Origin of the sequence: Nonomuraea sp. B12E4 (genome assembly GCF_039871825.1) — a bacterium.
In the GTDB taxonomy this organism is placed as follows: Bacteria; Actinomycetota; Actinomycetes; order Streptosporangiales; family Streptosporangiaceae; genus Nonomuraea.
The window spans coordinates 64,448-85,699 of the sequence record NZ_JBDPME010000025.1 but is presented as its reverse complement, the minus strand read 5'-3'; the positions used below and the strand labels follow the sequence as shown (position 1 = coordinate 85,699).

At 69.4% G+C, this 21,252-nt stretch carries 17 protein-coding genes; 11 read left to right on the top strand and 6 right to left on the bottom strand.

Going from position 1 to position 21,252, the window contains the following annotated elements:
* The first annotated feature begins 834 nt into the window (after positions 1-834).
* The 7 genes from ABGB18_RS38180 (at position 835) to ABGB18_RS38150 (ending at position 11,280) form a co-directional block, all read left to right on the top strand.
* Complete coding sequence (locus tag ABGB18_RS38180) at positions 835-2,985, top strand: dynamin family protein (RefSeq protein WP_347700548.1); 2,151 nt, start codon at positions 835-837, stop codon at positions 2,983-2,985.
* Complete coding sequence (locus tag ABGB18_RS38175) at positions 2,982-4,604, top strand: GTP-binding protein (protein ID WP_347700547.1); 1,623 nt, start codon at positions 2,982-2,984, stop codon at positions 4,602-4,604. Before ABGB18_RS38180 ends, ABGB18_RS38175 begins: the two co-directional genes overlap by 4 nt.
* Before the next feature lie 183 nt (positions 4,605-4,787).
* Positions 4,788-5,594 carry a DUF1963 domain-containing protein gene (locus ABGB18_RS38170; RefSeq protein ID WP_347700546.1) on the top strand — a complete coding sequence of 269 codons (807 nt, stop codon included), beginning with the start codon at positions 4,788-4,790 and terminating at the stop codon, positions 5,592-5,594.
* A gap of 176 nt (positions 5,595-5,770) precedes the next feature.
* Positions 5,771-6,499, top strand: a complete 729-nt coding sequence (locus tag ABGB18_RS38165; protein ID WP_347700545.1) for a single-stranded DNA-binding protein — start codon at positions 5,771-5,773, stop codon at positions 6,497-6,499.
* A 709-nt stretch (positions 6,500-7,208) separates the two neighbouring features.
* Entirely contained in the window at positions 7,209-8,504 is a 1,296-nt protein-coding gene (locus ABGB18_RS38160) for a GGDEF domain-containing protein (RefSeq protein ID WP_347700544.1), read from the top strand.
* Positions 8,505-8,809: 305 nt separating this feature from the next.
* A complete protein-coding gene (gene ettA / locus ABGB18_RS38155) occupies positions 8,810-10,474 on the top strand; it encodes an energy-dependent translational throttle protein EttA (RefSeq protein ID WP_347700543.1) in 1,665 nt (554 codons plus the stop codon).
* A gap of 575 nt (positions 10,475-11,049) precedes the next feature.
* Complete coding sequence (locus ABGB18_RS38150; RefSeq protein WP_347700542.1) at positions 11,050-11,280, top strand: hypothetical protein; 231 nt, start codon at positions 11,050-11,052, stop codon at positions 11,278-11,280.
* 71 nt (positions 11,281-11,351) lie between these two features.
* Here the strand turns inward: ABGB18_RS38150 and ABGB18_RS38145 are convergent, their stop codons facing one another.
* On the bottom strand, positions 11,352-11,813 hold the full coding sequence (locus ABGB18_RS38145; protein WP_347700541.1) for a MarR family transcriptional regulator: 462 nt from the start codon (positions 11,811-11,813) through the stop codon (positions 11,352-11,354).
* A gap of 92 nt (positions 11,814-11,905) precedes the next feature.
* Here ABGB18_RS38145 and ABGB18_RS38140 point away from each other — a divergent pair, with 92 nt between their 5' ends.
* Entirely contained in the window at positions 11,906-12,820 is a 915-nt protein-coding gene (locus ABGB18_RS38140) for an NAD-dependent epimerase/dehydratase family protein (RefSeq protein ID WP_347700540.1), read from the top strand.
* A gap of 19 nt (positions 12,821-12,839) precedes the next feature.
* Here ABGB18_RS38140 and ABGB18_RS38135 read toward each other — a convergent pair whose 3' ends face one another.
* Genes ABGB18_RS38135 through ABGB18_RS38125 form a run of 3 tightly spaced genes read right to left on the bottom strand, consistent with a single transcriptional unit; the run spans position 12,840 to position 15,110 of the window.
* Complete coding sequence (locus ABGB18_RS38135; protein ID WP_347700539.1) at positions 12,840-13,016, bottom strand: hypothetical protein; 177 nt, start codon at positions 13,014-13,016, stop codon at positions 12,840-12,842.
* On the bottom strand, positions 12,976-13,797 hold the full coding sequence (locus tag ABGB18_RS38130) for a hypothetical protein (protein WP_347700538.1): 822 nt from the start codon (positions 13,795-13,797) through the stop codon (positions 12,976-12,978). The genes ABGB18_RS38135 and ABGB18_RS38130 overlap by 41 nt, the downstream gene beginning before the upstream one ends.
* Positions 13,794-15,110: an MFS transporter gene (locus ABGB18_RS38125; RefSeq protein ID WP_347700537.1), complete on the bottom strand. Its 1,317-nt coding sequence runs from the start codon at positions 15,108-15,110 to the stop codon at positions 13,794-13,796. The genes ABGB18_RS38130 and ABGB18_RS38125 overlap by 4 nt, the downstream gene beginning before the upstream one ends.
* Before the next feature lie 187 nt (positions 15,111-15,297).
* Between ABGB18_RS38125 and ABGB18_RS38120 the strand changes: the two genes are divergently transcribed.
* From ABGB18_RS38120 to ABGB18_RS38110, 3 genes are all read left to right on the top strand, one after another.
* On the top strand, positions 15,298-15,810 hold the full coding sequence (locus ABGB18_RS38120; RefSeq protein ID WP_347700536.1) for a VOC family protein: 513 nt from the start codon (positions 15,298-15,300) through the stop codon (positions 15,808-15,810).
* Positions 15,811-16,126: 316 nt separating this feature from the next.
* On the top strand, positions 16,127-16,534 hold the full coding sequence (locus ABGB18_RS38115; RefSeq protein WP_347700535.1) for a Zn-ribbon domain-containing OB-fold protein: 408 nt from the start codon (positions 16,127-16,129) through the stop codon (positions 16,532-16,534).
* Positions 16,531-17,658, top strand: a complete 1,128-nt coding sequence (locus tag ABGB18_RS38110; RefSeq protein ID WP_347700534.1) for a thiolase — start codon at positions 16,531-16,533, stop codon at positions 17,656-17,658. Before ABGB18_RS38115 ends, ABGB18_RS38110 begins: the two co-directional genes overlap by 4 nt.
* Positions 17,659-17,828: 170 nt before the next feature.
* On the opposite strand, the gene ABGB18_RS38105 is transcribed toward ABGB18_RS38110, so the two are convergent.
* Together ABGB18_RS38105 and ABGB18_RS38100 are read right to left on the bottom strand one after the other, a co-directional pair.
* Positions 17,829-20,015 (bottom strand): acetate--CoA ligase family protein, encoded by a 2,187-nt coding sequence (locus ABGB18_RS38105; RefSeq protein ID WP_347700533.1) that lies wholly within the window; start codon positions 20,013-20,015, stop codon positions 17,829-17,831.
* An 11-nt stretch (positions 20,016-20,026) separates the two neighbouring features.
* Entirely contained in the window at positions 20,027-21,196 is a 1,170-nt protein-coding gene (locus tag ABGB18_RS38100) for an acyl-CoA dehydrogenase family protein (RefSeq protein WP_347700532.1), read from the bottom strand.
* Between the last annotated feature and the right edge of the window lie 56 nt (positions 21,197-21,252).

The following is a 21,252-nucleotide window of genomic DNA, read 5'->3' as shown; positions in this document are numbered from 1 at the left end:
GCCTCCGACGGCGCAGAGGCCGTGCGAGACAGGGAACGGCCGCAGGACGCGCGGGGCTCCCGCGACCGCCCTCCCTCCACCGACGACCCACCGGCTTCGGCCGGCGAGGACACCTCGCAGGCCGAGCCACGGAGCTCGGCCGCCGAGGGCGCTTCACCAGCGGGGCCACCCGCTTCAGCCGCTGAGGACGCTCCTGCAGCCGGGCCGCTGGGTTCGGCCGCCGCCGAGAGCGCAGGACGACCTGGCGCCCCGGAAGAGTCCCACGGCGAGCGGCCGAGCCTCTTCACGGCCAGAACCCCGGTCAACAAGCCCGACAAGGCAGAGCGCGACACCTCCGGCCCGCCCGGCGCCTCAGCCCCCGACTCACCCGGCGCCACTCTCTTCGGCACGCCCCGCCCGGCTGACTCTGACCCGCCCGGTGTTCCCGGCTCCGGTTCGCCTGGAGCGGTTGACTCCGACACGTCTGGCACGACCCTTTTCGGTACGCCTCGTGCCGCTGCGGAGCGTGGTGGCTCCGACAGGCCCGGTGCCGCCGCCGGTCGGGCCGTCTCCGGAAGGGCCGCCGCCAGCGCCGGAAGGTCCATCGCGGCCGGCGAGCCCGCCGGTGCCGGCAATCCCACGGAGGCCGGCGAGCCCGCTGGTCCCGGCAAGCTCGGCGCGGGAGGCGAGCCGGCCGCGTCCGAAAGGCCCTCTCTCTTCGTGCGGCCCGCCTCGCTCGGCGGGCCGGAGAGCCAGAACAGTCAGCCGTTCCGCCAGTCCGCTCCTCGATACGAGCCGACGGAGCATGCGCCGGACGAGGCCGCAGCGTCGGTCGACGCGCCGGCCGCAGGTTCGGTGACCCGCGCCACCACCGAGAGGCACCCCGGGGCGACGGCCCGCGCCGAAACGGCCGAGGACGCCGACCGGCGGCCGGCACGGATGGACCGAGGGGACGACGAGCTGGAGTCCAGGGCGGCCGAGCAGCCGTCCGACGATCAGCCGTCCGACGGGCCGTCGCGGGCCGGGAAGCCGCAGGATGAGGAGCTGCCTCGCGACCAGGAGGAGCGGGACCCCGCAGGGCGAGACCGAGTAAGGCAGAGCCCCGGATACCCCGACCCGATGGAAGGCGATTCCGCGGGCACCGAGCAGGAGGGACGGGAGCCCGGCGACGGCGATCCGGAAACTTCCGATCCCTCTGACGTCGGCCAGGCGGATCGCGGCACCAAGGACGGCGACCGGCAAGGCCGCCGTTCCGCTGAGGATGACCAGGAAGGCCGTGACCGGCAAGGCCGTGGCTCTGCGGACGGTGACCGGCAAGGCCGTGGTTCGGCGGGACTGCAGGCGGGCAGGCCCGGAGAGGGTGAGGAGCTGCCTGCCGAGGCGGCGGAGGCACTCACGACGGCCCTCGGCGCCCTCCGCGAAAGCATCGCCGACCTGCGCTTCAGCCTCGACCTCCCCGGCGCGGAGGAGGCCAGGCGGGCACAGGCCGACCTCCTGGCCCAGCTCGAGAACTACGTGCTGCCGCGGGTCAAGACCAGCGACGCACCCGCCCTCATCGTGATCGCGGGCTCGACCGGCGCCGGCAAGTCCACCCTGGTCAACTCCCTCGCCGAGCGGAACATCTCGCGCACCGGCGTACGCCGTCCGACCACCGGCACCCCCGTCCTGGCCTGCCACCCGGACGACCGCAAGTGGTTCTCGGAGGGAGAGCTGCTCGGCGGCCTCCAACGCGTCGACCAGGTCACCCCGGAGAGCGGCCTGGACAGCCTGGTCGTCGTCTCGACCGAGAAGCTCCCGCAGGGCGTGGCGCTGCTCGACACCCCCGACATCGACTCGGTCGTCGAGGAGCACCACGAGGTGGCGCACCGCATGCTCGACGCGGCCGACCTGTGGATCTTCGTGACCACCGCCGCCCGCTACGCCGACGCTCCCGCCTGGAATCTCCTGCGCCTGGCCAAGGAGCGGGGTGCCCGCCTCGCCATCGTGCTCTCGCGGATCCAGCAGAAGTCCGCGGACGTGGTGCTGAAGCATTTCGGCCGCATGCTGACCGAATACGGCCTCGGCGAGATCGACAGGTTCGTCATCCACGAGGCGAAGGTGAGCGACGGCAGACTGCCGGACAGCGAGGTCGTCGACCTGCGCCTCTGGCTGGCAGAGCTGTCGGTCGACGAGGAGCGCCGGGCGCAGGCCGTACGCGAGACGCTCAACGGCGTGCTGGACAGCTTCCGCACCCGCGTGCCCGCGCTGGCCAAGCACCTGGAGGGGCAGGTCGCGTTCAGGGCGGAGCTGCGCGGCGACGTGGAGAAGGCCTTCCTCGGGGCGCTCAGCGAGATCGACAAGGCGTCGAAGAACGGCTCGCTGCTGCACGGCGAGGTGCTGGCCCGCTGGCAGGACTTCGCCGGTTCCGGCGACCTGATGCGCTCGCTGCAGGTGCGCAAGCGCAACCGGTCGAAGCACGCGCCGGAGCGGGTGGTGGCGTTCAAGACGGCGATCCGCGCCGGGCTCGAGTCGGTGATCGTCGCCGCCGCCAACCGCGCCGCCGCGGAGGTGGTGGCGCGCTGGCGGCACCGTGCGGAGCTGGGTGCGAGTCTCAGCGAGGGCCTCGACCGGCCCTCCGACAATCTCGTACGCCTCACCGGCCGCGCCATCTCCACCTGGCAGGACCATCTGAGCGAGCTCGTACGGACGGAGGGCGTGGCCAAACGGTCGGTGTCGAAGCTGGTGTCGTTCGACCCCGATTCGCTGTCGTTGATCTTCACGGTGGCGATGTTCAGCGGGAGCAACGGCGAAGGGGTGCCGCACCGGCTGGTCAACGCCCTGCTGGGCGCCGAGTCGCTGCGCGGCATCGGGGCCAAGGCATTCAGCGACCTGCGGGCCAGAATCGGCATGTTGTTCGACGAGGAATCCATGCGTTACGTACAAGCGCTCGATTCGGCGGGCATTCCCGACGAGTCCGTCGCCACCCGCCTCTACCAGGCGACGTACAACCTCGAGGTCGCTCGATGACCACCATGACCACCAGGCAGGGGCTCGCCTCAAGGTTGTCCGCACTCACCAAGGTCGTGGAGGTGGGCCCGGGACGGCTGGACAAGAAGCTGCTCGACGACGCCACGGCCCTGCTGCGGCAGGCCGGTGACCGGCTCAAGCTGTCGTCGGAGCACACCGTCGTCGCCCTGGCGGGCGGCACCGGCAGCGGCAAGTCGTCGTTGTTCAACTCGATCTCGGGGCTGGAGCTGTCGCCCACGGGCGTACGCCGGCCGACCACCGCCCGTACCCACGCCTGCGTGTGGGGGCTGGAAGGCGCCGGGCCGCTGCTCGACTGGCTGCAGATCCAGTGGCGGCATCGCTTCTCGCGGGCCAGCGCGCTCGACAGGGGCGACAGCCAGCTCCACGGGCTGATCCTGCTCGACCTGCCCGACCACGACTCCATCAGGGCGCTCACCGACACCGAGGCCGACCGGCTCATCGGGCTGGCCGACCTGGTGGTGTGGGTGCTCGACCCGCAGAAGTACGCCGACGCCTCGACGCACCGGCGCTACGTGACGGAGCTGGCGGGGCATGACGCGGTGACGGTGTTCGCGCTCAACCAGGCCGACCGGCTGACCGCGGAGGAGCTGGCCGAACTGGTCATCGACCTCAACGACCTGCTGCGCCGCGAAGGCGTCGAACATCCCAGCGTGGTCCCCACCTCGGCGGTCACCGGCCGGGGCGTGGAAAGCCTCAAGAGCGTCATCTCGACCGCCGTGGCCCGCCGGCGCGCGGCCATCCAGAAGCTCGATGCCGACCTCCACCGGCTCGAACAGCGCCTCACCCAGTCGATGCCGCTGGGCGAGGCCCTGTCCGTGCCCTCGTCGGTGGACGAGGCCCGCAGGATGGGGTTGACGGACGCGCTGTGCGACGCGGTGGGCGTACCGGCGGTGGGCGAGGCCATGGAGCACGTCTACGCCGAGCGGTCCAGCCGGTGGGTGGGATGGCCGTACCCGCGGTGGTTCGCGAAGTTCCGCCCCGATCCGTTGAAGAGCCTGCGGCTGCAGGACGTGGGCGAGGAGATCCGCGGCATCACGGCCGGCTCGGTGAGCGCGCAGTCGGCCGAGGTGTCCAACGCCGTCCAGGCGCTCGCGGACGGGCTGTCGATGGGAATGCACCCGGTGTGGAGCACAGCCGTGCACCAGGCGGCCAGGTCCCGCTCCAAGCAGCTCCCGCAGGCGCTCACCGAGGACCTCACAGAGGTCGCGCCGCAGCTCGACCGGGTGCCCGGCTGGTGGCGGCTGCTCAAGGTGTGGCAATACCTGCTGGTGGCGGCCTTCGTGGCCGGCCTGGTGTGGCTGGTGGTGGGGCTGACCATGCCCGACCAGCTCCCGCCCGCCCTGGAACTGCTGGGCGACAGCGCGGCGCTGCCGTGGGTGGGGCTCATGATGGCCTCGGTGCTGGGGCTCGGCGCGTTGTCGGGAATCGCGTCACGCAACTTCGTGGAGCTGGGGGCCTCGCGGGAGCGCGAACGACTGGAGCGCGAGATGCGCCGCAGGGTCGGCGCCGTGTCGACGACCATGGTCGTGGAGCCGGTCGAACGCGAACTGGGCCGCCACCACGCCTTCTACACCGCCCTGAGAGACATGTCGACCTGACCCACCCACTATGTCCGTCCCAGTGCCGCCGCCCTGCCTCTCGCCGGGTGGCGGCTCTTCGCATCCCTCACCTATCCACCCGTCCATCCACTCATCCACCCGGCTGCGCACGGGCATTGGCCCGAGGGCTCCCATCGCCGAAGATCGAGAAACTGTCGCGCACGTCTGCTGAAATCTGGCCTCATGGATCAACAGAACACCCTGGCCGAAATCCGCGACCTCTGTATCGAGCTGTTGGGTGAGCGGCTCGGCCGGCAGATGGCCGCCCTTGCCCAGCCCGGGTTCGTGCTCAAGCCCGCCGGCCCCGACATGCCCCCGACCGGCCGGTCCCGCGCAGGGGGCCCAGCGCTTCTGGAACCGGGAACGCTATGGCCGCAGGCCATGGACGGAGCTCCGCTCAGCCTGGTCGCCGTGCTGGACACCGACGCATTGGCCCCATCGCTCGGCGACCGACTGCCCGCCCGGCTTGGCCTGGTCAACGTCTTCAAGGCCGTCCGGCGGGGCATCGACGAATGCACGATCATCTGCGCAGACCCAGCCCATGCCGTGGAGACGCCGCCGCCGGCGCGGGGTGACGTCCTCACCATGGTCGAGCTGCATGCCGCTCCGATCATCACTCTGCCGTCGGTTTCGGGCGAATACGACGAGGGCGACCCAGTCCTGCGGACATTCGACTACCGCGCCGAGCCCGATTACGACGAAGACCACGGGGAATCGCCAGCCGAACGATTCGTGCAGGGGCCACTCCGCGAGGCGTGGACCATCTACTGCCAGGACCGACAGGGCTTCAGTCCCGGAGACAGCCAGGCGTTCGGCTGGCCTCACATTGACAGTTGGGCCGGAATGAGGGCAGACGGCTACGAACACCTCCTCACCCTCTCGGGCGATGTGTGGGACGAGAACGGGTTCGAGCGGGTGATGGTCCCCCGAGGCGCGCTGGAGACCGGCGAGCTCACCGCCACGGTGTGCGAACAAGACGGCCTGCGCTGATACACGACCAACCCCTGAAGAGGAGTCGCGGGCACAGGAGCACCCTTCGTCCACAGCCCCAGCCCATCGCCCGCCCTCCGTCCACAGAATCCCGTTCCACCGCCCGCCGCCTCCCCCTCCCACGGCACCGTGTTCCCAGATCGCGGGCAGCCGGCCCGCCGCATGGGAGGCACGGGATGAACGACATCTACATCACGCTCACCGGCAACGTGGCGGCAGAGCCGAGGCAATACAGCTTCGACGACGGCACCAAGGTCACTTCGCTGAAGGTGCTCACCTCACATCGCTACTTTGACAAGAAGACGGGGCAGTGGACGGACGGCGACAAGGTCTGCTTCACAGTCCGCTGCTGGCGGGCCCTGGGCGAAAACGTCGCCGCCTCCGTACGAGCGGGACACCCGGTGGTGGTGTCGGGCAAACTACGCATCCGCGAGTTCGGCTCGGAGGGTGATCGTCGTTTCATGCCCGAGGTGGAGGCCAGCGCGGTGGGCCATGATCTGCGCTGGGGCAGCGGCGTGTTCAGCAAGCCGGAGCGGGGCGGCGGAGTGGGCTCGATGAGCAAGGAAATGCGTGAGCGCCTCGACGAGGAAACCCGGGACTGGGCGATGGCCTCCCGAAACCTCCGAAGCCTCACCCCCGCCGACCCCACCGGCACGGCCGCTTTCATGGTCACCGACCGCGACCCGGCACGGGCCGCGAGCACGGAAACCAACCCCGCTCATCGGCTGAACGCGGAAAACGGCGCCGTACGCACCCTGAGAGGCGAAGGCGGCCCTATGCGCACCCTGGGGCCGGAGGGCGACACGGTTCGCATCCTGGGAGCAGAGGAAACACCTGCTGACGGCGACGGCACGGAGGACCCGCTCGCCGGACGAACGGCGCTGGAGGACCGAGCGGCAGCATAGGGGTCCGGCGCGCACAGGGGCACCGACGGTCACTGCGGTGCCCCACAGCGAGCCGGAGGCGCAAGGAGGCGGCCCGAGGGATCAGCAAGAACAGAACGGGAGGAGACGGGAGGTTCCAGGGACTGGGTGCGGCGGCGGAGGGAGGAGGAGCAGGCGGAGGAGAGATGCCTGGGCGAGGGGCCAGGCTGAGCCGGCCGGGGGCGCTCGGGAAGGGCCGGGTGCGGCGACGGTGGAAAGCGCAGGGCGAACCGAGGGGGAGCGGCAGGAGCAGCTGAAGCGTGCCTTGAGTCGTGCTCGACGGTCGGTCTGGGTGGGGGCCTCTGGAGGAGATCATCGACGCGCGGGTGGAGTCCGTCATTGGCTACGGGGGTGCAGGGGAGGGTGGCTCTGTGGAAGGGGTGAGGGCGCAGGGGAGGGGGCTCGTGTGGAAGGGGTGAGAACGCCGGGGGAGAGGCCGGGCGGAGGGGGGAGGGGCACCGGCCGGATTCCGTTGGCACCCCGAGGACGGCGGCCGATGGTGTGTTGCCCGTGTCAGATGGCTAGAGCATCTGTCAGGTCCAGGTCACGCCCCGCACCATGGCTGCTCCTTTCCAGCACGGCCCGCTCGCGGATTGAGCAGGTGTCGTCCCTGCCAACGTATCTGTTCCCATCGCGCATCGCACACTCCGCAATTATTGTGTTACACATCGTTAGTCAGGGAGGAGACGAGATGGCGGCGACCAGTCACGCCTCGGTCAAGTCTCGCGACGGTGTGTCAACACGAGCCGGCCGCTGGCCGTTGCTCGGGCAACGCCGCGCGCTCGTGATCTATTTGTGCGTCATAGTCGCTCTAGATCTTGTCGCGATCACGTTCTTCGCAGCGACCACAGTGCTCCAGTGGCGTGACCTGCTCACGTTCGCTGCCCTCATGGGCTGCGGTGCCGTATGCATCGAGGCGACGAGACGGCTGGGTGTGCCCGCCGGAGTCTCACGGGACCTGTTGTCGGCCTGGTGGTTGCCGGTCGCGCTGCTCCTGCCCCCGGTCTATGCGCTGTTCGCGCCGATAGTGCTGCAGATCCTGCTCCAGGTGCGCGTGCGGGCCACCGTCCTCTACCGCCGGGTGTTCAGCTCGGCGGCCATCGGACTGGCCGGGTGCACGGCGTCCGTGACGTTCCACCGGTTCGTCGAGAACCCTTGGGACCTGTCACGGGGGAGTGGCCCGCCGATCGGCTTCGCCGTCCTGGCGGCCGTGCTCTTCTCCCTGCTCAACATCGCTCTCATCGCCTTCGCCGCCCACACGGCCGACCCGGACATGACCTGGCGTGAGGTGCTGTGGGACCGGGAGAGCCTGCTGCTGGACATCGTCGAGCTGTGCCTGGGAGTCACGGTCTCGATCGGCTGCGGCCTCAACCTGACCCTGCTGGTGCTCGCCCTTCCACCCGTGGTGCTGCTGCAACGCAGCCTCCTCCACGCCCAGCTTCAGGCGGCCGCCCGTACGGACGCCAAGACCGGCCTGCTCAACGCCGCCGCCTGGCAACGCGAGGCCGACGCCGAGATAGTCCGGGCCCGGCGCACCGGCGACACCCTGGCTCTGCTGATCATCGACATCGACCACTTCAAACGCGTCAACGACGCCCACGGCCACCTGGTCGGCGACCAGGTCCTGGCCGGGGTGGCGGCCACGTTGCGCAGCCAGTTGCGCGAGTACGACGTGGTGGGCCGGTTCGGCGGCGAGGAGTTCGTCGTCCTTCTCCCCAGCGCCGACATCGACGAAGCCCGCCGGGTCGCCGAACGCCTCCGCACCCGCATCGGTCACATGGCCATCCCCGCCGACAACACCCCGATAAGGATCACCATCTCGACGGGGGTCGCACTGATGAGTGTCCATGGCGACGACCTGATCGATTTGCTGGCCGCCGCCGACCTGGCGCTGTACCGGGCCAAGGAGCTGGGCCGCAACCGGGTCTGCATCCCCGCCGTCCAACCACCCCCACCACGACCCCTCCCCCCAGACCCCACGCTTTGACCTCGGGGGGCCGTCTCCTCAAGCCCGAACACAAGCGGTGCTCCGTCTCCCGGCGTGGTGCTCGGGCTCAGGTTGACGGGCTGGGTCTTGGGCCGTGGTGCTCGGGCGTGCGGTGTGGGCTGTGGTGTTCCAGTTTCGCTCGGTGGTTTGGCGTTGAGCCGTGCCGCGACGGGGGCGTTCGGTGGCAGACGGGGGGTCGTGCGTGGCCGGCGCGTTGGTCGGGGGCGTTCGTCGTCGTAGATCGTCCCAAGTCCGGTGGGGAGGAGCGGCGGAAGCCCGGGTTGGGAGCCCCTAAGCTAGAGGGCATGCCGGAGTACATCTACACGCTGCAGCGCGTGCGCAAGGCGCACGGCGACAAGGTTGTGCTTGACGACGTCACGGTGTCGTTCCTGCCTGGAGCCAAGATCGGTGTCCTGGGGCCGAACGGCACCGGGAAGTCGACGCTGCTCCGGATGATGGCCGGCCTGGAGCAGCCGTCCAACGGGGATGCCAGGCTCATGCCGGGCTTCACGGTGGGCATGCTCCAGCAGGAGCCGCCGCTCAACGAGGAGAAGAACGTTCTCGGCAACGTTCAGGAGGGCGTCGCCGAGACGATGGCGATGCTCCAGCGTTACAACGACATCGCCGAGCAGATGGCCACCGACTACAGCGACGAGCTGCTGGAGGAGATGGGCAAGCTGCAGGAGCAGTTGGAGCACCGCAACGCCTGGGACCTCGACAGCCAGTTGGAGCAGGCCATGGACGCCCTGCGCTGTCCGCCGCCCGACGCCGACGTGACCATGTTGTCCGGTGGTGAGCGCCGCCGGGTGGCGTTGTGCAAGCTGCTCCTGGAGGCTCCCGACCTGCTGCTGCTCGACGAGCCCACCAACCACCTCGACGCGGAGAGCGTTCAGTGGCTGGAGCAGCACCTGGAGAAATACGCCGGGACGGTGCTGGCCGTCACCCACGACCGCTACTTCCTGGACAACGTCGCGAGCTGGATCCTGGAGCTCGACCGTGGCCGCGCCTACCCCTACGAGGGCAACTACTCCACCTACCTGGAGGCCAAGGCGCAGCGGCTCAAGGTCGAGGGACAGAAGGACGTCAAGCGGAAGAAGCGGCTGGAGGACGAGCTGGAGTGGGTTCGGTCCAACCCGAAGGCCCGCCAGACCAAGAGCAAGGCCCGCCTCCAGCGCTACGAGGAGATGGCGGCCGAGGCGGACAAATACCGCAAGCTCGACTTTGAGGAGATCCAGATCCCGCCGGGCCCGCGTCTGGGCACCACGGTGATCAGGACGACGGAGCTCACCAAGGGCTTCGGCGATCGGGTGCTGATGGAGGGGCTGACGTTCGACCTGCCGCGTAACGGCATCGTCGGCATCATCGGCCCGAACGGCGTGGGCAAGACCACGCTGTTCCGCATGATCACGGGTGGGGAGACGCCCGACAGCGGCTCGATCACGGTCGGGGACACGGTCAAGATCTCCTACGCGGACCAGAGTCGTGGCGGCATCGACTCGAACAAAAACGTCTGGGAGGTCGTTTCCGACGGGCTCGACCACATCAAGGTCGGCAATGTGGAAATGCCGTCCAGGGCGTATATCGCGGCGTTCGGGTTCAAGGGGCCGGACCAGCAGAAGAAGGCGGGGGTGTTGTCGGGCGGCGAACGCAACCGGCTCAACCTCGCGCTCACCCTCAAGCAGGGCGGCAACGTGCTGCTGCTCGACGAGCCCACCAACGACCTCGACACGGATACGCTGTCGTCGCTGGAGAACGCCCTGCTCGACTTCCCGGGTTGCGCGGTGATCACCTCGCACGACCGGTGGTTCCTCGACCGCATCGCCACCCACATCCTGGCGTGGGAGGAGGGCTCGAACTGGTTCTGGTTCGAGGGGAACTACGCGGACTACGAGAAGAACAAGATCGAGCGACTGGGCGCCGACGCCGCCCGCCCGCACCGCGTGACCTACCGAAAGCTGCACCGCGACTGATCGGATGAGGGATCTATCTCCCGTCGGGCTGGGGTGAGGCGGGGCAACGGCCCGCTGCCTGGCCTGTTGGGGGATCTTCCCGCATCGGGGGTTGTCGCTGTGTCCGGCGCTGCCCGCCGCGAAGGTCCGGGCGCCGGATGCGGGCGAGGCAGGGCCGCGTCCAGCCCCAACGTGACGGACGGCAACTCAGCGGGAACGTGCGGCAGCTCACCGACCCAGCCACCTGAGGTGCGCCGAGCCCACGCCACGCCCGGAGCCCGCATCGAGGCGGTGCCGGCCACACCAGCGCCGGGCTGCCGAGCAGCCGGACTGCCGGACGGGACAGACGGTGTCGGCGACGTTCAACCCGGCTGCCGAGATCCGGCCGCACATCACGGAGCCGCGGGAGTGGCACAGGAGCGGGACCTTTCGCGTACCTCTGGCGTACTGCCGGATGTAGATGGGGTCCCGCAGCGTGATCGGGCCGCGACCAGGATTTCCGGCGGAATCTTCGCGGCCGGCAGCTTATTGATCTGGTCGCTTCGGCGATCAATCATCGAGGGCAGGAGCGCTTTCTCATTCCAGGAGGGATCCCGATGATTGGCCGCACATCGTTAGCCATCCTCCTCGCCCTCGGCAGCCTCACCGTGCTCAGCTCGCCCGCGCACGCCCGCGCCTGCAGGATCGACTTCCACTGCGAAACGTACTACTACCCCGATTCCACCCGTGCCATTCTGATCGGGATCAAGTACGAGAACTGCGTCGGCGACGAGTGGTGGGTGGGTACGCGCGGGTCGTACCCGGAGTTCTTCGAGACGCCCTGCTGAGTGATCGCCAGGCGGGAATCGGCGATGAGCCCGGACGCCGGCCGGTTCCCGCGGTATCGCCTCCCTGGGCTCTACGTACGGCGGAAGTGCTCGACCAGCGGTGCCAGCTCGGGATCGCCGGAGGCGGCGGCAAGTGAGCGTTCGAGGACGTCCACATAGGTGGCCCGTGCCGCCGCGACGACTTCACGTCCACGGTCGGTGATCTGTGTGTAGACGCCGCGCCGGTCCGTCGGACAGTGGAAACGCTCGGTCAGGCCCGTCCGCTCCAACCGGGAGACCAGGCGGCTGAGCGAGCTCTGCTGGAGCGGGATCGCATCGGCGAGCACCTGCTGGCGTAGATGGCCCCCGCCATCGGAGTAGGTCAGGGCCGCCAGGGCGGCGTACTCGGAGACGGAGATGCCGTGCTCGGCCTGCAATGCCCGGTCCAGTGCGTCGTCGATGGTGCCTTTCAGGCGTCGCAGCGCCTGCCAACGGCTCTCCAGGGCCGACGGCAGTTCGATGCGCGGGCTGCGCGGGGAGGTCGGCGGCATCATCACGCTCCTTCGCGGAGCAGTTTGACACAGGCGGCATGTATATACAATCAATGTATATACAACTAACGTCTGTGCATGGATGGAGTGATCGCATGCGGGTGTTCGTCACGGGTGCCACGGGGTTCATCGGCGGCTCGGTCGCCGACCGGCTGCTGCGGGAGGGGCACGAGGTCGCCGGCCTGGTCCGTACGTCCGAGAAGGCCGAGGCGCTGGGCCGCCTGGGCGTGACTCCCGTGCTCGGGACGCTGGACGACCGCGACCTGCTCGCCGAGCGGGCTCAAGCCGCCGACGCCGTGATCAACGCCGCCGACAGCGACCACCGGGGCGCGGTGGAGGCCCTCGTCGAGGCGCTCGCGGGATCGGGCAAACCGCTGCTGCACACCAGCGGATCAAGCATCGTGGGCACCGACTCGCGTGGCGAGGCCTCCGGTGACGTCTTCGACGAGGACATCCTCGGCGCGGGCTCGGCATGGCGGCCCGCCGATGACAAGCAGGCTCGGGTGGAGATCGACCGATACGTCCGGGCGGCCGCGGAGCGCGGGGTCCGGTCGGTGGTCCTGTGCAACACGCTGATCTACGGTCACGGGCGCGGGCTCGGCCGCGACAGCGTACAGATCCCGGCCCTGGTATGGCAGGCGCAGGCCAGCGGAGTCGTCCGCCGGATCGGAGCCGGCCGCAACATCTGGTCCAATGTCCACATCGACGACATGGCCGACCTCTACCTGATCGCACTGGAATCGGCCCCCGCCGGGTCCTTCTACTTCGTCGAGAACGGCGCGGCCTCGTTCGCCGACCTCACTGACGCCATCGCCGACACCCTGGGCCTGGGACCGGCCGAGGAGTGGGACGCCACCGCCGCGATCCAGGAATGGGGCCACGAACTCGCCCTGTTCGCGCTCGGCTCCAACAGCCGGGTCCGCGCCGGCCGCGCCCGCGAGCAGCTCGGCTGGCGTCCTCGCCACACTTCCGTGCTCGACTGGGTCAGAACCGAGCTCACCCGCGCCTGACGGGGACGGCGCGTTGGACTCAGGGTTCGGCAGGGACGTGGGACAGGGCGGCGAGTGACTCGACGAAGAAGTAGATGACCCGGAAGAACGCCAGCACATCGCCCCGTTCGAGGCGCAACCGCCGGTACATCACCGCCTGGCCCGGGTCGGCGCCCTCACGCAGGTTCCGCCACGTGGCGAGGCCGGCCGTCAGCATGTAGCCGGCGTTCCCGGGGTCGTCGGTGATCCCGGCGTCCACACACTTGCCGTCCTTCCAGGTCAGTATCAGCCCTGTATCCCGCACCCCCAGCGCCCAGGTGGCGGTGTAGGCGGTGCGGGCGCGTGGCGGTGAAGCCGGTGTAGTAGCCGGGCAGGAACCCCCGCTCCCGGCAGTAGGTGAGCGTGATCTTCATGACGCTCAGCGCCGGCACGCCCTCGATCCACAGGAAGTGGGTGGTGCCGTAACGCACCCGGGCGGCCCGGTCCTCGGGATCCCGCCGCAGCTCGTCGGCCTGGTAGGCGAGCAGTCCGAACGGCCCCACGAACGTCTCGGACACGTGCTTGAACGAGGCGTCCAGCACCGCCTGCACCGAATTGCCGGGCAGGCCGACCACTTCACGGTAGAAGCGGTCGAAGAGCACGGTGTGCCGGGCTTCGTCCTCGATCTGGCTGGACATGCAGATCTTGGACTCCTCGGAGCCGCCCAGCATGAACACCGGCAGCTCCACCTCCACCTGCCGCTCCCCGTGATGGAACCCGGCGGAGATCCCGACGAACGCCTCCCGCTCCTCCTCGGACATGCTCTGCCGCCAGTCGATGACGTCCTGGGAGAAGTCCAGGTCGTAGACGTTCCAGCGCTGGGTCAGGTAGCGCCGGTAGAGCTCGGTGTAGTCGGGCAGGCGCTTGAGGTCGCGGTGGACGTACGCGAGCACGTCGTCGATGTCGAGGTCGCGGATGCCGCGCAGGTCGGAATCGGCGACCTTCGACAGCTTGCTCATCCCCTGACCTCCCCGACGGCGGTGGGCATGGGGGCGCGCGCGGCCCGCCGCCAGGGCCCATTGAACATCACGATCGCCGGGATGAACAGGACCAGGCAGCCCAGCGCCACGAACAGCCACGTCTGCCAGTTCGTCGCCTCGACCACGTCCGGGATGATCAGCAGTCCGATCACGGCGATGCCCTTGCTGAGGAACCCGAACAGCCCCCACGCCGTGCCCTGCAGCCGCGGGTCGGCGTCCTCGGCGTCCTCGGAGTAGTTGGCCATCCACGGCGCGTACGCCACCCCGAGCGAGCCGCCGAGCAGGGCGCCGATCACCATGAGCGTGCCGGTGGACATGCCCTCCTGGCCGAGGGAGACGGCGAGGCAGGCGGTGACGAGCACGGAGGCGATGGTTCCGCCGAGGGAGAAAGGCTTGCGCAGCCCGGTACGGTCGGACAGGCGGCCTGTTACGATCAACGTGATCAGGTTGAGACTCCAGAACGCCGCCATGATCGTCGAAGCCTCCGCACTGCTGACACCAAGCGCGCCGACCAGCATCGTCTGTCCGAAGAGCGACAGCGTGATGTAGAGCACCAGCCACAGCGAGATCCCGACCACGTGCGCCCAGATGTTCCGCCTGGCGAAGAGCGACCGCAGCGTGGGCGCCTGCCCGAGACCGGCCACAGCGGTGGCGGCGCGTTCGGTGTGCTGGATCCGGGCCCGCAGCTCAGGTGACAGATCCGCGATGTTCAACGCGATGACCACCGAGATGACCAGCGAAAAGCACCCCATGATGACAAACTGCGAGCGCCACGAATCGTTGAAGATCGGCAGGGTCCAGCCCGCGACGGCCGCGGCCAGGAAGTTCGCGCCGACGGGACCCCAGGTCCAGAAGCCGAATGCCTGAGCCCGTCCCATGCGGGGCGAGAAGTCACGGATCAGCGGTGCGGTGCTGGCCATGGCCACGCCGTCCACGAAGGCCAGCACGATCCGCGCGATCAGCAGGTCGCGCGGGCTGTGCACGAGCGTCATCGCGAAACAGCACACGGCCGTCAGGGCCATGAGCGGGATGAGCAGGCGCACCCGGCCGAGCCGGTCGGTCAGCCTGCCGCCCAGGATGGAGGCGATCGCCCCCGCCACCGCCGCGACTCCGGACACGGTGCCGTAGGTTTCGAGCGACATGTGGAGGTCTTTGAGCAGGAGCGGCACGACGGGTGCGATCTGGCCTTCGTACGAACCGATGAGGATGGCGAGCACCGCCATCGTGAGGATCTTCATGCGGCGGGCGCCGGTCGGATATTCGTCGAGCTCACGGACGTAGGACGGCCTCATGGCTCAGCCTTTCTGGTCGGGCTAAACCCCCGTGACAGGTTCTAGAAGCTAGCTCTAGAATCTATTTCTGAGATGCTGCTCCTCACATCACCCGACGTCAAGAGTGATCCGCCGGTCGGCCGCTAGAATCAAATTCTAGGATCCGCCTCTGAGGATTCCAAGATCGCCTGAAGCAAGGAGTCGTGTGTTGGACCTTGAACTCGACGGCCTCGAAGTGTCCTTCGACCACACCGCCGTGGCCGCTCCCCGGATCAGGGACCTGCTGCCGATCTACCGTGACCTGCTCGGCGGCCGGCCCCTGGGCGGCGGGGGCGACAACCGGGTCGCGGGCTATCGCACGCTGCAACTCACGTACGCGAACGGGGGCAAGGTCGAGCTCATGGAGCCGCTCGCCGGATCGACGTTCTTCGACAGTTTCTTCGAGCTCACCAGGGGCAGGGGCGGCGTCCACCATCTGAACTTCCACGTCAACGACCTGGAGGCGGCCGTGTCCCGGCTGACGTCGCGCGGCTACCGCCTCCACGGCCTCAACCAGGCGGATTCGCGGTGGAAAGAGGTGTTCCTGCACCCGAAGGAGGCACATGGCGTCCTGATCCAACTCGCCCAGCCGGGACCGCGCCACCCAGGCGAGCCCCGCCCCACCCTGGACGAGGTCCTCACCGGCCACGGCCGCAACGGCACCGGCATCCCAAGCCCCTGACCCGTATCGGTGGGGCCGATGCGCGATCGATGGCGAGGGCCGGTGGTCGGCAACGGCGCGGTCGACAACGGCGGAGGGGGCTCTTCTGGGGTTGTCCTGCTGGAAGGGGTCTTCCTGGAGGGTTGGCTTGTCCGGTTGGAAGGGGCCCTCTTGGAAGGGCTGGCTTGTCGGGTTGGGCGTGAGGTGCGGAAGCGCCGTTCGGCGTAAGGGTCGGCTTGAAGCGTTGGCCGGATTGGCGTGGTGGTGGGGGTTGGGGGTTTTCTGGGGGTGGGGTGCAGATTTAGAGTGTGATTCTAGAACTAGATTGGGGAGGCTGATGAAGCCGGTACCTAAGCCCACGCCCGAGACCCAGCCGTTCTGGGACGGGACAGCGGCGGGAGAGCTCAGGATCCAGCGCTGCCAGTCGTGCGCGCGGCACTATTTCTATCCGCGCCCGAATTGTCCGCACTGCGGCGGCGAGCAGGTCGAATGGGTTCGGGCCAGCGGGCGCGCGACCCTCTACTCCTACGTGATCAACCACCGCCCGGCGCCCGGCTTCGAGGACGAGGCCCCCTACGCCATCGCCGTCGTGGAGCTGGAGGAGGGCGTACGCATGATGACGAACATCGTGGGCGTGCCGAGCACCCCAGAGAACCTGCCGCTGGACATGGAGCTGCGAGTCGTGTTCGAGCAGCGGGGCGACGTGCACGTGCCCCTTTTCGAGCCCGCCGGAGGCGCCAGATGACGATCGTGATCGCGGGCGCGGCGGAGACGGACGAGGTGGGCCGCCTCCCCGCCCACTCGACCTTGCGACTCCACCTTGAGGCCGCCAGGAACGCGCTGGCCGACGCGGGCATGACAAAGGATGACATCGACGGCATCGCCACCGTCGGCACCCCGGGCCCGATCCAGATCGCCCACGCCCTCGGGATCACGCCCGCCTGGCTGGACGGCACGGGGGTGGGCGGGTCGTCGTTCCTGTTCCACGTACGGCATGCGGCCGCCGCCATCCGCGCGGGCATGTGCCGTACCGTCCTGATCACCCATGGTGAGTCGGGCAGGTCGCGCATCGGTGCCGGGCGTTACGGGATGGGGCCGGATTCGCTGCTGGGGCAGTTCGAGCTGCCGTACGGGGTAGTGGGGCCGCCGACGTCGTTCACGATCACGGCCCTGCGGTACATGAAGGAGACGGGGCTCACCCACGAGCAACTGGCGGAGGTGGCGGTGGCGCAACGGCGATGGGCCCACCTGAACCCTCGGGCGATGTACCAGGATCTGATCACGGTGGACGACGTCCTGGCGTCGAGGATGGTGGCCTACCCGTTCCATCTCCTGGAGTGTTGCCTGGTGACGGACGGCGGTGGGGCGCTGATCGTCACGACGGAGGAGCGGTCGCGGCGCTCCCCGGTCTACCTGCTGGGCTCCGGCGAGGCGGCGGAGTCGCCGATGATCTCGCAAATGGAGGACTTCACCACGTCGAAGGGGTTCAGGCTCTCCGGCGAGTCGGCGTTCACCGAGGCCAAGATCGGCCACGAGGACGTGGACCATCTCATGGTGTACGACGCCTTCGCCCACGTGCCGATCTACGGGCTGGAGGACCTGGGGTTCGTCGGCCGGGGCGAGGCCGGGTCCTTCATCGCCGAGGGGCACACATCACCAGGTGGTCGCCTGCCCCTGAACACCAACGGCGGCGGCCTGTCGTACACGCATACCGGGATGTACGGCATGTTCGCCATCCAGGAGTCGGTACGGCAGTTGCGGGGTGCGGCGGCGGCCCAGGTGCCTGGGGTGGAGGTGAGCGTCGTGCTGGGCAACGGCGGCATGTTCGCCTCGGCCGCCACCCTGGTGCTCGCCAACCGCCTGCCCTGAGCGCCCCCATTGCCGGTGGACGCCGGCGGGCGCCCGCCGATGCGCGTGGTGGGGCCACCTCGCGGCGAAGGGCCGCGCGAACGGGTGCCCGCGCACGCTTGCGGGCGCCCGCCTGTGTGCTTCGGGCGCGGTCGGTCAGAGCGTGTACGTGGGTGGCGCGCCGTGGTGGGTCAGTCAGTGGCGCGCCAGGTCACCAGGGCGTCCAGGGCCTCGACGCGGGAACCCGTGACGAGCAGCGGGTTGATCTCCAGGGATTCCAGGCGGTCGCCCAGGGACTCCGCGAAGGACGCGATCCGGGCCACGACCTCGGCCACCGCGTCCAGGTCCGCCGGCTCGCCGCCCCTGGCCCCGCGCAGCAGCGCCGCACCGCGCAACTCGGACAGTGCCCGCCGCACCTCGCCGGCGTCCACCGGCAGCACCCGCAGCGCCGTGTCCCGCAACACCTCCACCCAGATCCCGCCCAGCCCGACCGCCAGAGTGAGCCCCCACCCAGGATCCCGCACGATGCCGACGAGCAACTCGATCCCACCGCTCCGCTGCGGCTGAACGAGGACTCCCGTGAACCCCGACGACGAATCGGCGTCCGAGACGGCAGGCGACGGCATGACACCGCTGGACGGCATCCCACCATCAGATGGCATCGCGCCGTTAGAGAGCGTGGTGGCAAGCGATCGGTACGCCCGGCGCACCCCCTCAGTCCCCTCCACCCCCAGCAGTACGCCCCCGATGTCGCTCTTGTGCCCGAGCCCCTCGGCCGCGATCTTGACCACGACCGGATACCCGAACCCCTCGCCCGCCGCCACCGCCTCAGCCTCCGTGCGCGCCAGAACGGACGGCACCACCGGCAGCCCGGCCGAGGCGAGCAGAGCCGAGGCGCGGTGCTCGGCCCACACGCCGGCGGCGTCCGGCGGGACGACGACCTGCGCGCCGGTCCCGGGTGACGCGACGTCAGGGGAGGGGTGGGGCAGGGCCCGGGCGTGGGCCTCGGACCAGCGTACGGCTGCGGCGATGGCATGGAGCCCGTGCTCGATCCCGCCCACCACGTACGGGAACCCGGTCTCCTGCTGCACCCGCCGACCGAACTCCGTGACGTCCGTCAGCACGTTGCTCACCACCACGACGGGCACCGGCGCGGCGGCGATGCGGGCCGTGCTGGCCGAGTACAGGGCGAAGGCGGGAGCCGGGTCGGGCGGGGCGATCCGGGGCGGTTCGGACAGGAGCATGACGAGGTCGATCCCGGGATCGGCGGTCACGATCTCCAGGGCCCGGCCCAGCAGGGTGCGGTCGATGAGGACGTAGCCGGTGACGTCGAGCGGGTTCTGTACGGTGCCGAACGACGGCACGATCTCGGCCAGCCGCGCCACCGTCTCCGGCGCGAACGGCGGCAGCTCCAGCCCTTCGTCCTCGGCCCGGTCGGCGATGATCTCCGAGGCCCCGCCGGAGGGGGTGACGACCCCGACCCGCCGTCCCGGCAGCGGCCCCGACGACGCCAGCAGCCCGGCCGTGATGATCAGGTCCTCCAGCGACCGTACCCTGATCACGCCGAGCTGGCGCAGGGCGGCGTCGATGACGTCGTCGTCGCCCACCAGCGCGCCCGTGTGCGCCTGCGCGGTGTTCGAGGCCAGCCGGCTGCGCCCGATCTTGAGTGCCACGATCGGCTTGCCCGCCGCCAGCGCCCGCCGCGCCACCCGGGAGAACTCGGCCGGGTTCCTGATCGTCTCCAGGAACAGCGCGATGACCTTGGTGGCCGGATCGTCCACCAGGTAGTCGACCACGTCGGTGACGGTGACGACCGTCTCGTTGCCCATCGAGGTGAGCAGGCTGACGCCGAGGTTGCGGGCCTGCGCGAACGCCAGGACCGAGCTGGCCAGCGCCCCGCTCTGCAGCACCACGCCGACGGAGCCGCGCAGCAGGGGCGCGGGGATGGGCAGCCCGTACGGGGTCACGTCGGCGGCGGCGTTGATGTACCCGTTGCCGTTCGGCCCAAGGATCGTAAGATCATTTTCCACAGAAAAAGCTGAAATTTCGGACTCCAGCCGCGCCCCCTCCTCCCCGGCCTCCCCGAACCCCGCCGTGAGGACCACGTAACACCGGATCCCCAGCTTGGCCCCCTCCCGCAACACCCCGAGCACGGCGTGAGTGGGCACCATGACGTAGGCCAGGTCGACCGGCCCGGGCACCTCCGCCAGGCTCCGGAAGGCAGGCGAGCCGTGCACCACCCCACCCCGGGGATTCACCAGGTGCACGGGCCCGGGAAACCCGTGCGTCCGCAGGTTCAGCAGCGTGCTGACCGACCACCCCGACTTGTCCGTGGCCCCGACGAGCGCGATCGAACGCGGATTGAACAGCGCTTCCACCGACAAAACGTTCACTCCCCGATGAGGCCGAGCCGGGCGTGTCCCTTGATCAGGTTGCGGGCGATCGTACGCCGCTGGATCTCGTCGGTCCCCTCGAAGATGCGCAACAGCCGCAACTCCCGATACCACCGCTCGATCGGCAACTCCTTGGTGTAGCCCATACCCCCATGGATCTGCAGCACCCGATCAACCACCCGGTTGGCCATCTCCGCCCCGTTGAGCTTGGCGATCGAGGATGCGTGCCGGGCGTCCAGCCCCTCGCGCACCCGCCACGCCGCGTACAGGGTCAGCCACTTGGCCGCCTCGATCTCCACCTGGGAGTCGGCGATCATCCACTGGATGGCCTGGTACTCGGAGATCGTCTGCCCCATGGACTTGCGGATCTTGGCGTAGTCGATGGCCATCCGCAGCATGCGCTCGGCCGACCCGATGGCCCTGGCGGGGATCATGTAACGTCCCTGGCCGATCCACTGCATGGCCAGCTCGAAGCCCTTGCCGAGCTCGCCCAGGATGTTCTCCTCCGGGACGCGTACGTCCTGGAACACCAGCGCCGCCGGCCCCCACTGGCCCATGGTCGGGATCGGTTCGGACGTCCAGCCCATGTCGCGGTCCACCAGGAAGCACGTCACCCCGTGCTCCTCCGCCACGGCGAACACCATGACGAAGTCCGCCTCGTTCCCGCCCGTGATGAACGTCTTCTCGCCGTTGATGATCCACTCGCCGCCGTCCCTGGTGGCCCGGGTGCGGATGTTGCGGGCGTCGGAGCCGGCGCCCGGCTCGGTGATCGCGAAGCAGGAGCGCCGCTCGCCCTCGATGGTGGGGAGCAGGTAGCGCCGCTGCTGCTCCTCGTTGCCCGCGTAGAGGATGTTGTCGGCGCTGCCGCCGAACGAGAACGGCACGAACGTCCGGCCGATCTCCATCGCGATGATCGCGGACATGATGGGGCCGAGCGCCGCGCCGCCGTACTCCTCGGGGGTGTTGATCCCCCAGAAGCCGGACTTCCTGGCCTTGGCCCGCAGGTCACGGAGGACCTCGGGATCGAGCGCCGGGCGGCCCGCGCGCTCGTTGCGCAGCACCTCGGGCTCCAGCGGCATGATCTCCTTCTCGACGAAGGACCGGACCGTGTCGCGGATCTGCCGTTCCTCGGGGGTGAGCGAGAAGTCCACAGCCGCCTCCTGCATTTCTAGAATTGTTCTCTAGGAAAAGACTCTTGCGCTGACCCGCCGGTGTCAAGAAT

Bases quoted from the DNA above. Each gene is read 5' to 3' on its own strand.
- ABGB18_RS38165 (WP_347700545.1), top strand. From the start codon at position 5,771: ATGAACGACATCTACATCACGCTCACCGGCAACGTGGCGGCAGAGCCG.
- ettA (WP_347700543.1), top strand. From the start codon at position 8,810: ATGCCGGAGTACATCTACACGCTGCAGCGCGTGCGCAAGGCGCACGGC.
- ABGB18_RS38135 (WP_347700539.1), bottom strand. From the start codon at position 13,016: ATGCTGACGGCCGGCCTCGCCACGTGGCGGAACCTGCGTGAGGGCGCC.
- ABGB18_RS38175 (WP_347700547.1), top strand. From the start codon at position 2,982: ATGACCACCATGACCACCAGGCAGGGGCTCGCCTCAAGGTTGTCCGCA.
- ABGB18_RS38115 (WP_347700535.1), top strand. From the start codon at position 16,127: ATGAAGCCGGTACCTAAGCCCACGCCCGAGACCCAGCCGTTCTGGGAC.
- ABGB18_RS38100 (WP_347700532.1), bottom strand. From the start codon at position 21,196: ATGCAGGAGGCGGCTGTGGACTTCTCGCTCACCCCCGAGGAACGGCAG.
- ABGB18_RS38125 (WP_347700537.1), bottom strand. From the start codon at position 15,110: ATGAGGCCGTCCTACGTCCGTGAGCTCGACGAATATCCGACCGGCGCC.
- ABGB18_RS38110 (WP_347700534.1), top strand. From the start codon at position 16,531: ATGACGATCGTGATCGCGGGCGCGGCGGAGACGGACGAGGTGGGCCGC.
- ABGB18_RS38160 (WP_347700544.1), top strand. From the start codon at position 7,209: ATGGCGGCGACCAGTCACGCCTCGGTCAAGTCTCGCGACGGTGTGTCA.
- ABGB18_RS38145 (WP_347700541.1), bottom strand. From the start codon at position 11,813: ATGATGCCGCCGACCTCCCCGCGCAGCCCGCGCATCGAACTGCCGTCG.
- ABGB18_RS38130 (WP_347700538.1), bottom strand. From the start codon at position 13,797: ATGAGCAAGCTGTCGAAGGTCGCCGATTCCGACCTGCGCGGCATCCGC.
- ABGB18_RS38140 (WP_347700540.1), top strand. From the start codon at position 11,906: ATGCGGGTGTTCGTCACGGGTGCCACGGGGTTCATCGGCGGCTCGGTC.
- ABGB18_RS38150 (WP_347700542.1), top strand. From the start codon at position 11,050: ATGATTGGCCGCACATCGTTAGCCATCCTCCTCGCCCTCGGCAGCCTC.
- ABGB18_RS38170 (WP_347700546.1), top strand. From the start codon at position 4,788: ATGGATCAACAGAACACCCTGGCCGAAATCCGCGACCTCTGTATCGAG.